The sequence below is a fragment of the Providencia sp. PROV119 genome (genome assembly GCF_028482435.1).
In the GTDB taxonomy this organism is placed as follows: Bacteria; Pseudomonadota; Gammaproteobacteria; order Enterobacterales; family Enterobacteriaceae; genus Providencia; species Providencia stuartii.
This window is the reverse complement of record NZ_JAMPQL010000002.1, coordinates 465,699-481,552: the sequence shown is the minus strand read 5'-3', so window position 1 is coordinate 481,552 and position 15,854 is coordinate 465,699. Positions and strand designations below refer to the sequence as shown.

The window sequence follows — 15,854 nt, the reverse complement described above, 5'->3', positions numbered from 1 at the left end:
TTGACAATATTTATTGTCAGTATCATGCCGCGGTTTTCACTTATGAAGCGAGTGACGATTAGCTTTGTGAAATGGATAGATGAACCATAATCTGATAATGTTGACAAATTAGCAGGGGTTCGCAAGAGGCTAGAAACGACGTATCAAGTGAGCCGTGCAAGAAAATAAAATAGGTAATTCTGCTAGTATTATTGGTTGCAGCGGAATAGCTAGTGTTTATTTTATAAATGATAATGATTGTTTATAAGTGGAATATTATCTGCTTTGGTCTTTATTGTCTATTTTATGGAGGATGCCAAAGATATTACAACAAAATTCTAAAATTAGAGATTGGAGTGGTGAGTCGTAATAGAAAAATAGAGTATTTCGCTTTTAGTTAAAATGCTAGAATCATTCTACCGATGAAAATGCGATAGAGAATTTAAATGATTAGATTATTTCTATTTTTAATATTTGTGTTCCCTTCAATCACATACGCTGCAAGTTTTGATTGTGCTAAGGCTCAGAGTAATGTGGAAAAACTAATATGCAATACTCCTGAGCTATCTAAAGCAGATGATGAATTATATGTTGATTATCTGCAAGCAAAGTTAGTAACTGGAAACAGCGATGAATTTAAGAGGTTAGTTAAAAAGAATTGGGAGTTGCGGGTTAAAAATTGCGATACAAAGTCGTGCTTGCTAGATTGGTATCATCGCTCAACGATTATTTATAGAAATATTGCTGCTAGCCAACCAGTAGATGAGCAAGATATATCTGAATTTAATTATTATTATAATTCGCCAGTGAAGTTAAGAGGCGTTATTAGATTAGAAAAACCAGATGGGTTCTTAACATTAAGAACAGATAATATAATTTCTGTCTCATCAAAAGAACCGGAAGATAGTGAGGGAGAGCCCACTGAATGGGGGATAGGTGCTTTGCATTTAGCACCAAGAAATTCAGATCAATTTAATCAGCTAAAAGAGATCCAAGGTAAAAAGGTAGATATCACTTGTGACCTATACCATGCAACCAATATTCATCACAAAACTCCGGTTCTTTGCAGTGTTGAACATTATGTTTTGGTTAAGTAATTGGCAGTATGACATAAAACTGAAAACATAAAGTATCGTAGAAAAATGAAATAGGGCAACCTGCTATTCGTTTGTGATGAGTGACTGAAGGTACGATATTTTTATCTTTTTTTACCCTTTATTTTTTGCTCAAAAAATTTCCCTTTAAAAATAATAAGTTATATTATGTCGTAGAAATGAAGGTATTTTGCATAAAATCGTTGTAATTTATTGTTGCGCTAAGATTTTTTCCTGATAATTTATAGTGTACTGCCGCATAGGCAGCTTAGAAAACTTTATCTTTGGGAGCTGCGTTCTTCTCTCAGTGTACTGCCGCATAGGCAGCTTAGAAAGGTAGCTTGATAATCATCACCCGCTAACCAGTGTGTACTGCCGCATAGGCAGCTTAGAAATGTTACTGAGTAAATATACACACAGCAAGAATGTGTACTGCCGCATAGGCAGCTTAGAAAAGCACATTTGAGATCGTACTTTAATGAGCGATGTGTACTGCCGCATAGGCAGCTTAGAAATCATTGATATACAGGATAGAAAGCTTACGAATGTGTACTGCCGCATAGGCAGCTTAGAAAATTGTTTGATAGCGGTACACCTGACGATTTTCCGTGTACTGCCGCATAGGCAGCTTAGAAATAAAAAACAGGTTGCTGAAAATACGGGGTATCGTGTACTGCCGCATAGGCAGCTTAGAAAATCCCAAGACATGCCCTCTGTGTGTGATGGTCGTGTACTGCCGTATAGGCAGCTTAGAAATTGGCGATATCGCACTCATGGATGATTTTCTGGTGTACTCCGGATGCAACTCCCGCTATCGCTGGCAACACCAGAGAAAATTGTAAAACCAAAACAAATAGTGAAAGTAAAACAAATTATGCGGGAACCATATATTTGACATAACCTAAAACAGCAAGGTTTATCGATTATATTCGTGAAGCATTACACCATCAACATGCAAAAAGGCATCTCTTAGTATTCCCAATGATTGAAACTCATTTAACTTATGATAATACGTCGACTCTACCTGTTCACGGGTAAGGCCTGTGAGGTAATCACTTTGTTGATTTGTTTCCCAATAAATCTCACCTTTTCCTTTTATGAAGTATCCTCTTAAAAATCCAGGCCATTTATCACGCATGTTAGATATCAACAGAGAGTGGCTATCAGGCTGTGTTGCTTGAAATTCATGAAAAAAATCACCTCTAAAGATAAAAATATTATTGCATTTAGTACATTGATAGATATCTCTTACATACTTGTATGCTACAGAAGCAAAATTATCTCTAGACTCCCCTTCTAGTTCATCAAGAAAATCATAGAAGCCTTGATCAGAGATGTAATAAGCCTTATAACTAAGATAATCTGTATTATCCCTAATTATATGACCGCAGCTACATTGAAACTTAGACATTTAATATTGACCTCATAATTCTGGATTTAGAATAAGATTATCGCCAATATTAATAATACATAATGTTAGATAAAAACATCATAAATATCTTAAAATTACCTAGAGTGATAAATATAACAGTATGTTAAATAAAAACACACTGAATTGACGTAAACACGGGCTTATAGGCTTACAAATCAAACTTGCTCATGGATATCTTATCAATTAATCTCTTTAGTAAATGGTCATTATTTTTTCCACACTGGGGATGGCTAATTTTTGAGGCGCTTAACCCATGATATTGGGTACGACTCATTGTATTTATTGCTTAGTCAAGTGAGATAATCTTTGATTAAAATACACTAGTATGAAAAGATTACCATTAATGTATTAGAGTAAGAGGAAATGAGTGTCAATGAAGGCAATATATTTATTACTGGGGTTGCTGTTTTCATCTTTTGCATTCTCAGCTGAAAACTCAGTGATGATCCTTGGCGATGATTATAGGCATACCTTAGTTAAGGAGCTAGAAGGGGCAACATTTGTAACTCATGGAAAGAATGACTCACTCATTCAGCAGGTTAAACAAGCATTTAATCAAGACAGTATTATTTTGGTTATTAACATGGCGGATGGGCCAACTCAAAATCTTAGAGAATCCATCTTAATAGCAAGGCAATCAGGTCATAATTCTGTCCAAGTTTATTATCATGGTAAGCATTTACCAAAAGAGATGCTTAATGATGATGACTTTAAGAAGCTAATGACACTTGTTGTTAAGGAAGTTAACGAATTATTGGATCTGTATGAAATCCAAATAACAGGGGCTTATTATGATTGGGAAAGAGATTTTCCAGAAAAATTTCAGTTACAAAAAAATATTATGGCTAAATTTAGTCCAGAGCCTAACACGTTAATGACTGAAATACATAGTTATGCCTATGTGTTTACAAAGGAAGAAGCAAGCGATAATACTATCATCACTGATGGAACGGTATTGGCATTTGCTTGTCAGGATGTCATTGGTAATGCGACTGTTCGAAGCCAAGATCCCATAAAGAGAGGTGGGAATTATTCTCACATAGTATTGGAGTTAGAAAAGCCAACATTGATCCCTTTACACGCACGATGCTTAGGTACATTAAATAACACGTTAGCTATGGCTTTTATTACTGTATTAGAGAATGAGAAATAATGAAATATCATGATAGTTTTAAGGTATCCACTATCTCATTTTGTTTTAAATACCTGTTTATAGACAGATGTTTGAATGATGAATGGAGCTATTAACGAATACGTACTAAACTCCTGAATATATAATTGTATTCAATTTGTCAGGCTGTATGTTATGAAATATTTAGAGCGTTATCTGTATCACATCATCTATTGAATTTTATGATAAATATAACGGTATCATTATCAATTTAACTATTTAAATTTATCAATATATTAATGCTAAATAGAGTATATTGATTGAAATAAACACCACTTATACAATTTAACGGAAAAATTCTTTTAGCGAAGAAGCTTTAAACCCTATTTAAATCCTTTACAGAACAGTATGTTTATTCTGTTTTATATAGAGTGCATATCAATCTCAGGTGCCTCAGCTAGAAACTATCCGAAGGTATTAGCAATGGGGCATCATTTCATTTGGTTTGCGGCAATTGAAAAAGTTATTGATGCTTTAGATAAATGATCGCTGATAAAAATTAGCAAACATGATATTTTCAGAATTACATTAAAATTAGATAGTTACAAAAAATATAACTATTGAAAATGAATTGACAATTTTCCGAGTGATTTAAGCGCGGTAATTGCGACCTCTTTATTAGGATCAAAGCAAAGCTCTATTAATCGGTTTAAGGTTTCTTCATTTTGGATTGCGTATTTGTAATCACCAAGGATGGATATCGCAGTGAGTTTAACTTCATTATTAGTTCCTTGTGTGAGCTGGATTAGTGTATTTAATATGATTTTTTGTCGTGAATGATTCATTTATTCATACCTAGCTAGGATATGTTAAGAAAAATCTGATTATAATCAGCCAAAATAGACATCATATTGTTATTTCTCCTTATTGCATTGTTCCTAGATGACAACTTTAATAAAAAGTATATGAGAAATTTGCATTTTATAAACAATAGCAACTAAATTTACTACGGATAGGCATCGGTATAATCACCATCTAATGTTAAAATCAGGGCGAAGTAGGTTTTTTATACATCCTATTAGTAAAATACATGATAGGAAAACTTAATAGCTAGTTAAATTAACTGAGCTAAGAGGTATTTTCACTATTTGAGTATAGAGTGCTAATAAGAGCCCAAAATATGGGCTCTCATCTATAAACGTCATTCATGTATTATTCTCAACAAATTGAATGTTAATTACTTAAATTCACATCGATAACTTGATAAAAAGCATTTTGGGTATTATCAACATCCCATGTTGCAAGAATAACATGGTAACCTTCATGATCAGCGGGCACATCACATATAAAGTTGATATCCACTTCGATCAATGGCATTGCTCCATGATCATTTCTTTGACAAAATGGCGTTAACTCAAAAGCTGAACGAGTTAATGGTGCTGATTGGTCCCAGCCATTTTTTGTAATAAAAAACCGCCAATTATCGGTTGCATGAGCCATAGTTAGATACCAAGTGAAGGTATTGAGACCCGTTTTCATATCAATTTTATGCCAACGGGTAGGTGTTTGCACATCAAGAGGACTGAAACGTTCTATACCACCTCCGCTAGCTATTAATCCATCAGGAGGCCCAGATTCTGGAAAGCCTTTTTGAGTTTCAATGCTCTGAGGTTCATATTCAGGCCCTAATCCACAATCATTGTTTAATGGTGTTTTTGGCTCCTTAAGATAGTCGTTAAAGCTACATAGATAAGCGCGACTTTCTGGCATCCTTATATAGCCATGGGCGCTCGCGTAGAATGAAAATAACGTTAATACAGTGCCTAATATACTTGGATATATTAATGGTATGATTAGATTTTTCATAATCACCTCGGACATAAAGATAAAGAATATTTACTGATCGATTATTGAATGATGTGTCAGAGAACTCATTCATCGTTTCAGTAATAATATTTTTATCATACTGACTTGCAGCAAAATTGAATAATTTAGTTCTTTATTTATTAAATTTTGCGTCATCTTTGCTGATTAATCATCTAATTAGTTAAATCTAAGTATTATTTAATGAGATTTAAGGGTATGAGAAGTTGAAATAGGGTAGAGTGGTATTATCCTAACCCTCCAAAGGAAAAGAGGGTTAGAACCAATAGCATTATTCAATCAGCATTAGGGGCCTTCGCCGCCTGAATCAATCCCTCCCATTCCTGGTGTATAAGTTATGCAATCTGGTTTGCCTGTAACAGGATTTGGTTCAGGTGAGCACCAAGTAACAGTGTTAGTCGCGTAAGCCGATGAACAAAGAATTGAAATAATAAACAATAGTTTTTTCATGATTATTTCCTTCTATTTGATAATCATGACTACTTTATTTTAATTATGTAGGAGAAGTTCATATTCCATTACTTAATGTGATAGGTGTCTCTTAAATCATTTTTTATTTAAGTGATTGATTTAATGTTCCTAAAAATAAGAGGTGATATTTTACTATATGGGTAATTTATAGGTTAAGGTTGTTATGGCGTAATCATTAAAATATTTTATTGATTATGGTGTAACTGATATTGTGTATAACGTGATGTGTTAGTATGGAGAGATAAAGGTATTTAAATGATTCAAATAATTAACAATAAATTAGGCGAACCTACTAAAAGGTTCGCCATTCAATCATTATTTAATACTGTCATCTAATAATTCATTGAAATAAATGATTTTTTGGTCAAAATCAATAGCTATATTTTGATCTTTACACTCATTATTAGATATCATTTTACAGGAAGATTGTATGTTTTTTTCATGGATGCCTAACCATTCAGCTAATAAATGAAATAAATTCAGTCCACTCCTTTGCGCTGATATTATCTCTCTCGTATTTGAATCTGAAGAAGTAATAAAAAGAGGCGTTTCAAAATTTTGACGATGTTTATCACCATGGATTAGATCTTGTTGATTATCAATAAAAGAAAGCCCATGATCTGAAAAATATAACATAGACCATGAGTTTTTAGACTTTGATAATATGTCATGTAATAGAGATAACTGTAAATCAGTATTTTTTATACTTTGAACATAGCAAGATAAATCTTTGCTTTTATAAAATTCATCATACTTATTTGAGATCCTTTTACAAAATGGAGAGTGGCTACCAATTAAATGAACAACAATCAGTTTTTTCTTTGCAGGATTGTCGATGGACTCAATAAACTTGGGAATAATAGGGCCATCTTCTGTTAGTGGGTATACAAAGCTGTTTCTATATTTACTTTTAGTGTGAGCAGTCGCACATTTGCAAAATTAACCATGATGTTGCTAATAAGGGAAGTAGATACACCAGTATAGATTTATTATGTACTGAGTTATGATTATGGTGTCATTTTTGACGTAACTTAGGGGTAATAATATGTTAAAAGTAATTGCAGAAGATTTTATCCAGCTTGAGGCTATAAATATCGTACTCCCACTTTACCGTGAATTAGTTGAAGCGACTAAGCGTGAGCCTCTCTGTATTGCTTATGATTTATATGTTGACCAAAAAGATAGGGGGCATTTTATTTTTATCGAAGAGTGGCCTGATCAAGCAGCCTTAGATGCACATTGTAAGAGCGAACATTTTCAACGCCTTGTTCCCATGATTAATCAATATCAGCGAAAAGAGCCTTCTTTTATATTTATGGATGACGCTCTAGCTAAAATATAAACACTATAGAATTTCTTTTCGATAAAAATCATTTGGGTAACTCTATTTTAATGCCATTAGTGTATAGCTGATGGTTATTTTATTTTTAATGGTGATGCAGAAAGGACTAGGGGATAATTGGTCAATAGGTATGTTTAACTTTACTTATTTGGTTAACCGGGATTTTATTTTCTCTAAAAGGTAAAAAGCGACTTTCAGCTTAACTAATGATTTTATAGGGCCATCAAACTATCTGTTAGGTGTGTGTGAAATATTTATTTTAATAGTATTTAATGTATAAAAGGTTGGGTTAATTTTTTCGTCTAATCAGCAAGTGATTTTCCTTGTTTTTTACCCTTTAAATTTTTAAAGTTTTTATATCCTTTTAAAACAATAGGTTATGTTACCTGATAAAAAAGAAGGTATTTAAGGGGAAATTGTTATAATTTACTGTTGCATAAAGTTTTTTTACTGATAATTTATAGTTCACTGCCGTATAGGCAGCTTAGAAATGACGAATATTTGAAATTACAGCATTCATTTTTGTTCACTGCCGTATAGGCAGCTTAGAAATGTGTGAGGTTGATTTACTGGTGCTTGATGACGTTCACTGCCGTATAGGCAGCTTAGAAAATGATCCACGCAGCAGCATCTTCTTGCGTCATAGTTCACTGCCGTATAGGCAGCTTAAAAATACGTTTTAATATAACTTAAAATTTCTACCTTATCCTTTCTAGCACACCCTCAATAAGATTTAGTGATTTTCACTTATCATGCAGAATAAAAGACTGTTAGCCTTGATGCGAAGTCAGAATAAGGCTTATGATATTTTGTACAGGGAGATTATTATAGGAATATTACCTATGGTGAGGAGGGGTGTTGATGTGTATTTTGAAAATACCAGCTCGGTGGAGGTATTTATATGAATAAGCTTTTTCGAATGTGCAACCTATTGCTATTAACTGCAAGCTTCTCAATGGTCTCTTTATCTTCCTATGCAGATCCCAATGGCGGTCATGGTCATGGGCAAGGAAAAGAGCATCAAAAAAATAAGCCTAACAAAGGTCATAATGGTAACGGAAAAGAAAAAGCAGATCATTTATCCTTAAATAAGAGTAATTCAATATCAGTATCATTAACTTACAATGAAGCAAGAGCACTCGCTTTAGACAGTGGTATTACAGGCTATCACGCGTTACCACCCGGTATTGCCAAAAACTTAGCTAGGGGGAAACCATTGCCGCCAGGGATAGCTAAAAAGGTTGTTCCACCTTCTATGCTTGTACAATTACCTCATTATCCAGGCTATGAATGGAGTATTGTTGGTAATGACTTAGTACTTATTGCATTAAGTACAGCGGTAGTCACTTCGATTATTAATAATGTATTTGACTGATCTTAGTAATGTGTATTGAAGCCATTAAGTAATATATACCTGTTAAATTGAAAAAGACCGTTCATTTGATAAACGTTATCCCATTAGCCCTCAATTTTTTGAGGGCTATGCAATCAAAGGGATTATTATTTCGTTTTATTCTTTTCTAACCATTTTTGCATTTGCTCTATTTCTGGACCTTGGGCGTTAATAATCTCTTCTGCAAGCTTTCTCATTTCAGGGTCGGTGCCATATTTTAATTCAATTTTTGCCATATCAATTGCCCCTAGGTGATGAGCGATCATACCTTGCGCAAATGCAATATCTGCATTCTCTTCATTCATACCTTTGGCCATATCTGCATGCATTTTATCCATAGATTGGTTTAACTCTTTTTGCATTTCGTTGCTGGCAGGAGCTTGAGCATGCATAGAATGATTTGAATTAGCAAAAGAACTAAAGGAGGCGATGCTAATGGTTAAAATTGCAGCGATAGGAAGCATTTTTTTCATGATAAATACCTTATTAAAAGGGGATTAAGTTAGGTTGACGATAAAGCTTCCCCTAAGGTTAAGGTCAATGGGGTAATAACAGATTTAACTTATTTTACATATAAATTGATTTTTATACTTAACTCATTTAATTGAGAGAGACGCAGTGAGTCTAAAAATAGTGGTATGATAAAATGAAATAACGATTCTTTATAATAGTGATCTATATCAAAAATTTCGAATAAGCGCTTATCTGTTTTTTACCGGTTTATATAAATCGAATGGATAATTAGATGCGTGGTATTATTGGTTTTATGTATTGTTCGCCATGTAAATATACTCTTTAATTATTTTTAAATATGGGGTTTATGTGGTAATTGATTGATTTTAAGGTTGAAGTTTTTTTAGGCTTTATTGTTAAAGTATATCTTTTTATTTAAATTTCATAAAATAAATTATCAATGTTAATGATAATGATTTCTATTTGAGAGTCTATTCTAGGTTGTTATATACTCTGATTTAAACAGGTGTGGTGATGATTCAGGGGTTATTAATGGCTATGCAGAAATAATCTCTTAATACGGGGGGGATTAAGAATAATTAGGTTGGGTTAATTCTATAAATATTAAAAATCCTTTTTATAGCTAATGGAGTGAAGCTGTTATATTTATTACGTTTTTAAAATTATTTATATTATTAAATAATGGTCTTCACAATAAATAGCAGGCAGGAAAATTTTTATAAAAATGAAAATTAACATAGATATTTTATTCTGTAAATTTGAATCCTTATTTGAGTGATAATCAACTCATTATTTTTACTGTTATTTACTGATGTTCAAAGTGTTGCTATGCCATCAAAAATAATATTGAAAGTTATTGCAAATAACAGTTACTGATAGGGGAGCGCATCTGCAATGTTGTATGTTTATTTGTTGAATTTTTATGTAGTCATTGTGCTTAAAAAAAGGGAATGGAGTGAGGGAAAGAATCAATGTATGAGGCTTTATGATGCAGATCACATAATAAATTCTTATGTTTTCATTGTGGTTATCATATGAAAGGTAATTGAAATTTATATAGGCAATATAATAGTCTTAATTTTGCTATTTTTCCATTCTATAGGCCTAAATTTATCCTAAGTTAGGATAATTGTTTAATCGTCTGTTTTTTAATGATATTTGTTATTTTTTTATTCGATTTTGCCATGGTTATAGCGTAAAAAGAAGTAAAATACCTACAAATGGTAATGATAATAATAACTATTTGCAATTGGTTGAGGTTGATATATACTCCGAATCGATCATTTATTTTAATGAATCTGTTGTGAGTAGATAGTTATATTTAATATGCATTTATCATTTATATGGCAAGGAATATTATGAAAAACCTATCATTAACAGCATTAACAATTGTTTTATCGAGTGTCGCGTTTAGTACTAGTGGAGAGACGGTTTCAGGACAGAGCCAAGCGTATGATTCCAATGGAGTTGAGGTGAATGTTGGAAAAACACAGTTTGCACAAGGCACCCATAGTGGGGTTATTGGTGATCCTGGTGTCGGTTTGAAAACCATCGCTAACGGTACAAGAATTGGTTTTTCTGGTTTTAAATCATTAGCACCAGAGAATGAGCAAGGTGTCAATGTATTACCTGCATCAAGTGGTGGCCATGGAGGGGCGATGGGGGAGTTTCATTTTACACAAGTTGCTAATGCAGAAGTCTATTTTGGCGACTGGTCTAAAACGGGGAGTGTAGGTGACCAAACTCATACTGCTTTCTTCTCAGGTAAAGAAGCCACAGAGTCGGTACCAACCGCGGGGCAGGCGGAATATACCATTGCTGGTATCAATCAATTTGATGGTCCAGGTAAATTAAGCGGTGTATTTAATGCTGATTTTGGTTCGAAAAAATATACAGGCGCTCTAAATGGTCAATCTCTTAATATTACTATGAATGGTAACATTCAAGACAAAGGGCAATTTTCTGGTAGTGCAATAGCAAATGGTTCAATTCAGGGTAAAAGCTCAGGGCAGTTTTTTGGCAAAAATGCGGATGTTGTCGCGGGTATAACCACCTTTGATAGTGACCATACAAAAGACACTTCGTTTGGCGGTTCAAAAGTGCAATAACTTATATTGCGGGTGGAAAGGATTTCCACCTATTACGATTACTTTAATAGAACATTGGTTGATATTTATGGGGTTATTTCGAGCGGGTATCCTATGGTTGTTACTTTATAGTAGTGTCGCCATCGGAGAGATGAATGATATTGATAATTATCGCTTTTTATTAAAAGATAAAGCGGAATTTAGTCGAAAATCTCCCGTTATTGAAAATAATAAACCGTTTATTAAAGATGACATCAAAATTAATTTCGATGGTAAAGAATATCAGGTTAGTAATACGCTTAATGAGATGGGAATGGCTATTTATATTGCCTTAAATCGTGGGCAATACGATGACGTAGAACGTCTATTATCATATTACCAACAATTAAGTGGATATGACGTTTTACTTGTTGAGTTTGCTAAAGCACAAATGGCACGTGCAAATCATGATTATGCTCAGGCTATTTTTCACTACCAAACTATTTTAGCGCTAAAACCTGATTTTTTGCGTGTCGAGCTTGAATTAGCTCGAACTTATTTTGAAGATCAACAAAATAATGAGGCATCTTCACAGTTTAAACGGGTATTGGAAAAGTATCAGCAGCAGTTACCACAAAGTGTATTAGCTACAATTTCACAATTTATTACGGAATTAAGTAAACGAAATAGTTGGTCAGGAAGTTTTTCGGTAGGTTACGGTTACAACTCTAATATTAATCAAGTACCGGGGGATAAAAGACAGCGTTGCTACAGAAATGCAGTGCAGCAGTTTTGTTATGGTGCTGGATTGGCGGATAAAGGCACCAAATTTATCTATGATGGTGATATTAAACGTACCTTTTCACTTTACCAGCATCACAGTTTACTGTTTAAAGCATATACCTATGGCAATAAGTATGATGGTGCTGCCGAGTATAATGAAAATACCAGCCACATACGGGTTTATTATCAATATCAGGATGCAAAAAAATCATTCGCTATTGGCCCAATTAGTGAATTTAAATGGGTAGGAGAGCGGCGACACTATTATGGTGTTGGAGTGGGAATGGAAGCGGAGTATCGTTTTTTACCCCAGTTTTCGCTGAGTACAGTGATTGATCACCAAAAAATAAACTATCGTTCACCTTATCAAAGCCAAGATGGTAATAAGAGTCAGGCTTATATCACAGGGATTTATGCTCTTAGCTCAGATGCGGTGATATTTGGTGGTGTAGATAGTGGGTATGTGAATAAGGTTTATGATAGTGACAGTTATAAACAATATGGCATAAGAGGAGGAATATTTAAAGACGTTAGCCAGTATTATCATCTATTGGGGATCGCCAGTTATAAGCAAACTCGATTTAATGCTCCGCAATATGCGTTGGGAAGTCAAAATCGAATGGATGATGAACAACTGTATTTGGCTAAGTTAAGTTTACCTAAATACAGTATTGCCACAATGACACCATCCATTTCTTATAGGTATAGAGTCAATAAAAGTAATATTGATGCACTGTATTCATATCAACAAAGTGAAATTGAAATTAGATTAGAAAAACGCTTTTAATATTTTAGGTGTTAACAATGAAAATAAAAAAAATCATCACAATGAATATTGTGACAGGGATTTCGCTTACCTTAATTTCCGGTTTAGTGTTAGCAAAAGAACAAGAAGACCTCGGTACTATTATTGTTAAAGATAACGCAGAAACAATTAAGGAACGCGATCAAAAAGGTTATGACGATCAGTATGATAAAAATGAATCCAATATTTACCTCGGAAAAGATCTTGTTGAACGTTATAAAGGAACTAACCCAGCAGATGTGCTCAATAGTGCGGTAGGGGTGTATAGTGGAGATGCACGTAATAGTGGTGCATTAGATCCCAATATTCGGGGGATACAAGGTCAAGGGCGAGTACCAGTCACTGTCGATGGCACAGAGCAAGCCCAAACAGTGTGGCGAGGATATAACGGAGCCAATAATCGTAATTATGTTGACCCAAATATGATCAGCAGTATAACGATTCAAAAAAGTGCATCCTTAAACCCTAATGTGAAAACATCGGTTGGTGGGGGCATTGCGATAAAGACACTTAATATTGATGATGTCGTTGCTCCAGATGAAACGTTTGGTTTTGATTTAAAATTGGAAACCAGCAGTAATTCAACAAAACCAAGAGTACCTAATTTAGATTATGGGCATGACTATCGAGATGACCCTGCGATTATGGATAATATAAAAAATGGCAACAAAGCAAGAATGCTGTTTAATGATCCAGGGCTGCTAGTTACGCCTAAATCTCGTGGAGACGCAAACTTTTTTAATTTTAAAGATAATGCAGTTAGGGTCGCGGTGGGAACTCGGCAATCACGTTTCGATATCATGGCGGCTTATAGTTATCGAGACCAAGGAAACTACTTTGCAGGTAAACGTGGAGCTAATCGCTATAAAGATGATGTGTTTAGTTATGACCCGAAGAACCCATCTAAACCGGTTGACCCCTATTTGCCTTTTGCTGCGAACGTGTTTGCACCAGGTAAAGAGGTAACTAATACCTCCAGTGAAATGGAGAGTTATTTAGTGAAAACGAATCTATTTTTATCTGACTCACAAAAGGTGTCATTAGGATATACCCATACGACGAACCACTATGGGGAAATCATGCCATCAAGGATCAGTTTCATGGAGTTAGATGGAAAAGTGCCGCAATGGACACTCGCGAAATTTAATATTCAAGCTTTTCATGCCGACTATTATTTAAATCCTGAAGATAATCCATACGTAAATATGAAACTTGGTTACTGGATGACCAAAACAACGAGTGATACGAATACTTCAGGCGGTTTTCCTCGAGAGCCTAAAGAGCGTGATATGGGGTTTGAATATGGGTGGATGCCTCGCAACCCTAATATTGATGGTACGTTAGTACCGGGTGCATCCTTGAATTCAACGAACAAACGACAAGGCTTAAATTTATCTAACCAAATGGCATTAACAAATAGCCTTGATTTAACTTTAATGGGGAGTTTTAGCAAAGAAACGGTTGATACAGAGGATGATATTTTTGAATATTCAGGGAGTTCTACATCGACGATTTTCCGAGCTGTACCGAGAGAAGGGGAAAGGCAAGAGAATACATTCGCATTTAATTTTGAATGGCGGCCAACAGATTGGTTGAATGTGACGGCTGGTGCTCAACGAACGAGTTATTGGTCGAAAGATCATTTATTAGATAAACGACGCGATGCGAAAGATGTTAACTTTGCGAGACCTCATCAACTACTCTCCAAAAACTATGATATTTCACGCACAATTACACAAAATGAATATGACACATTGACTCGTTTTACCAATGCTGAAGGGCAAAAATTAGATGACGTCATGGATTCGCCTTATTATTTAGAAAGGTTTGTTGAGGAAGCGCTAAATTTACAAAAACATTCTCTCGATTATGCGGGATTCAGATCTGCAAATGGGCAAGGGGAGTTCCGCATAGATGAAAAAAATAAGGCTAAATGGCGACCCGATGGAAAAAATAAACTGACCCGAGAAACCAACCCTTTTTATAATGGTACGATTGATACAAAAGCACAGACTGTCGATCCATTTACAGGAAAAGTGGTTAATCAATATATTCCCAATCAATCTCGCTCTAGCGATGAACAGGAAGATATTCGCTATTTATCCGAAGAAGAACGATTCCGCCATCAGGGGAAAAAGAAAGCACATGCTTGGGCGCCTTCCTTTTCCGCTTCTGCCTATTTAACTGATAATGACCGAGTTTACGCGAGCTATACGGAAACGGTACGTATGCCTAGTATCTTTGAGGATACGGTAGGTTTTTCTGGCTCAAGGGGTTATGCGTCACTCACCGAGAAGTTTGAGCCTGAACGCGGTAAAACAGTGGAAGTGGGCTATGTGCGTAATTTACAAAGTCTACTGGGTGCGGAACGTTTCGCTGACGTGCGTATTAATTATTATCACACGGTCATTGAAAACGCGTTTGAACGGGATATCTATCTCAAGTTTACACAAGTAGATAAGCACAAAACATCAGGTATTGAGCTACAAGCTCGTTATGACAATGGTAATTATTTTGGGGATATTGGGCTTGATTACCGTTTGCAAAATGAGGTGTGTGATAGTGCCTCCATTGCTGCTTTAGATCCAACTAACAAGTTTAATATGTCTGAATGTGTTGATGCGGGCTTTCCTGGTGGGTTCTTACGCACACAATTACAACCTAAATACAGTATTAATGCCAATTTAGGGATGCGTTTTTTGGATGAGCGTTTAGAAATTGGTAGCCGCATGCGTTATCACAGCCGTGCTGAAAATAATGACGAAAAGAAAATGATGGATAAATATCCGGCCAACTACGCACCTTTAAATAATAGCCCAATGCGCTGGGAGCCTGTATTTGTTGCCGATGCTTACGTCAGTTATGGCATTTCAGACAACGTCAAAATGGAATTGTTAGCGACAAATATTCTTGATGAATATTATGTGGATCCACTCACTCGAACCATGATGCCTGCTCCGGGTAGAACGTTACGATTGAATTTTACAAGCCATTTTTAAAGCAAAATGCCCTTCTTGTGG

General features: G+C 34.9%; 12 protein-coding genes, 1 pseudogene and 1 CRISPR repeat array. Of the genes and pseudogenes, 7 read left to right on the top strand and 6 right to left on the bottom strand.

Features of this window, described 5'->3' with window-relative positions; all coding sequences use genetic code 11:
* Positions 1-425 precede the first annotated feature (425 nt).
* Entirely contained in the window at positions 426-1,076 is a 651-nt protein-coding gene (locus tag PSF11_RS04585; RefSeq protein ID WP_014658149.1) for a DUF4431 domain-containing protein, read from the top strand.
* Between the two features lie 244 nt (positions 1,077-1,320).
* A CRISPR array of direct repeats spans positions 1,321-1,829; the repeat unit is 28 nt; unit sequence GTGTACTGCCGCATAGGCAGCTTAGAAA.
* 160 nt (positions 1,830-1,989) lie between these two features.
* Here the strand turns inward: PSF11_RS04585 and PSF11_RS04580 are convergent.
* A complete protein-coding gene (locus PSF11_RS04580; protein WP_072502195.1) occupies positions 1,990-2,484 on the bottom strand; it encodes a hypothetical protein in 495 nt (164 codons plus the stop codon).
* A gap of 394 nt (positions 2,485-2,878) precedes the next feature.
* Between PSF11_RS04580 and PSF11_RS04575 the strand changes: the two genes are divergently transcribed.
* Positions 2,879-3,658 (top strand): elongation factor Tu, encoded by a 780-nt coding sequence (locus PSF11_RS04575; protein WP_053110723.1) that lies wholly within the window; start codon positions 2,879-2,881, stop codon positions 3,656-3,658.
* Positions 3,659-4,233: 575 nt separating this feature from the next.
* On the opposite strand, the gene PSF11_RS04570 is transcribed toward PSF11_RS04575, so the two are convergent.
* The 4 genes and pseudogenes from PSF11_RS04570 to PSF11_RS04555 form a co-directional block, all read right to left on the bottom strand.
* The gene (locus PSF11_RS04570) at positions 4,234-4,461 is read right to left on the bottom strand and encodes a HEAT repeat domain-containing protein (RefSeq protein WP_004918896.1); all 228 of its coding nucleotides are present in this window, start codon (positions 4,459-4,461) and stop codon (positions 4,234-4,236) included.
* A 388-nt stretch (positions 4,462-4,849) separates the two neighbouring features.
* Positions 4,850-5,482, bottom strand: coding sequence for a lytic polysaccharide monooxygenase (locus PSF11_RS04565; RefSeq protein ID WP_072502196.1), 633 nt, complete (start codon positions 5,480-5,482; stop codon positions 4,850-4,852).
* A 303-nt stretch (positions 5,483-5,785) separates the two neighbouring features.
* The gene (locus PSF11_RS04560; protein WP_004918906.1) at positions 5,786-5,950 is read right to left on the bottom strand and encodes a hypothetical protein; all 165 of its coding nucleotides are present in this window, start codon (positions 5,948-5,950) and stop codon (positions 5,786-5,788) included.
* 336 nt (positions 5,951-6,286) lie between these two features.
* Positions 6,287-6,865, bottom strand: a pseudogene (locus tag PSF11_RS04555) (sulfatase-like hydrolase/transferase); the annotation flags it as partial.
* 151 nt (positions 6,866-7,016) lie between these two features.
* Here PSF11_RS04555 and PSF11_RS04550 point away from each other — a divergent pair.
* Entirely contained in the window at positions 7,017-7,313 is a 297-nt protein-coding gene (locus tag PSF11_RS04550) for a putative quinol monooxygenase (protein ID WP_004918910.1), read from the top strand.
* Positions 7,314-8,214: 901 nt separating this feature from the next.
* Positions 8,215-8,688, top strand: coding sequence for an anti-virulence regulator CigR family protein (locus tag PSF11_RS04545; RefSeq protein ID WP_036943812.1), 474 nt, complete (start codon positions 8,215-8,217; stop codon positions 8,686-8,688).
* 125 nt (positions 8,689-8,813) lie between these two features.
* Here the strand turns inward: PSF11_RS04545 and copM are convergent, their stop codons facing one another.
* Entirely contained in the window at positions 8,814-9,179 is a 366-nt protein-coding gene (gene copM / locus PSF11_RS04540; protein WP_004918913.1) for a CopM family metallochaperone, read from the bottom strand.
* A 1,359-nt stretch (positions 9,180-10,538) separates the two neighbouring features.
* Between copM and PSF11_RS04535 the strand changes: the two genes are divergently transcribed.
* From PSF11_RS04535 to PSF11_RS04525, 3 genes are all read left to right on the top strand, one after another.
* The gene (locus PSF11_RS04535) at positions 10,539-11,288 is read left to right on the top strand and encodes a Slam-dependent surface lipoprotein (protein ID WP_036943816.1); all 750 of its coding nucleotides are present in this window, start codon (positions 10,539-10,541) and stop codon (positions 11,286-11,288) included.
* A gap of 67 nt (positions 11,289-11,355) precedes the next feature.
* Entirely contained in the window at positions 11,356-12,816 is a 1,461-nt protein-coding gene (locus tag PSF11_RS04530) for a porin family protein (protein ID WP_072502198.1), read from the top strand.
* Between the two features lie 17 nt (positions 12,817-12,833).
* Positions 12,834-15,833, top strand: coding sequence for a TonB-dependent receptor domain-containing protein (locus PSF11_RS04525; protein WP_072502199.1), 3,000 nt, complete (start codon positions 12,834-12,836; stop codon positions 15,831-15,833).
* Positions 15,834-15,854 lie beyond the last annotated feature (21 nt).

Bases quoted from the DNA above. Each gene is read 5' to 3' on its own strand.
- PSF11_RS04585 (WP_014658149.1), top strand. From the start codon at position 426: ATGATTAGATTATTTCTATTTTTAATATTTGTGTTCCCTTCAATCACA.
- PSF11_RS04580 (WP_072502195.1), bottom strand. From the start codon at position 2,484: ATGTCTAAGTTTCAATGTAGCTGCGGTCATATAATTAGGGATAATACA.
- PSF11_RS04575 (WP_053110723.1), top strand. From the start codon at position 2,879: ATGAAGGCAATATATTTATTACTGGGGTTGCTGTTTTCATCTTTTGCA.
- PSF11_RS04570 (WP_004918896.1), bottom strand. From the start codon at position 4,461: ATGAATCATTCACGACAAAAAATCATATTAAATACACTAATCCAGCTC.
- PSF11_RS04565 (WP_072502196.1), bottom strand. From the start codon at position 5,482: ATGAAAAATCTAATCATACCATTAATATATCCAAGTATATTAGGCACT.
- PSF11_RS04560 (WP_004918906.1), bottom strand. From the start codon at position 5,950: ATGAAAAAACTATTGTTTATTATTTCAATTCTTTGTTCATCGGCTTAC.
- PSF11_RS04550 (WP_004918910.1), top strand. From the start codon at position 7,017: ATGTTAAAAGTAATTGCAGAAGATTTTATCCAGCTTGAGGCTATAAAT.
- PSF11_RS04545 (WP_036943812.1), top strand. From the start codon at position 8,215: ATGAATAAGCTTTTTCGAATGTGCAACCTATTGCTATTAACTGCAAGC.
- copM (WP_004918913.1), bottom strand. From the start codon at position 9,179: ATGAAAAAAATGCTTCCTATCGCTGCAATTTTAACCATTAGCATCGCC.
- PSF11_RS04535 (WP_036943816.1), top strand. From the start codon at position 10,539: ATGAAAAACCTATCATTAACAGCATTAACAATTGTTTTATCGAGTGTC.
- PSF11_RS04530 (WP_072502198.1), top strand. From the start codon at position 11,356: ATGGGGTTATTTCGAGCGGGTATCCTATGGTTGTTACTTTATAGTAGT.
- PSF11_RS04525 (WP_072502199.1), top strand. From the start codon at position 12,834: ATGAAAATAAAAAAAATCATCACAATGAATATTGTGACAGGGATTTCG.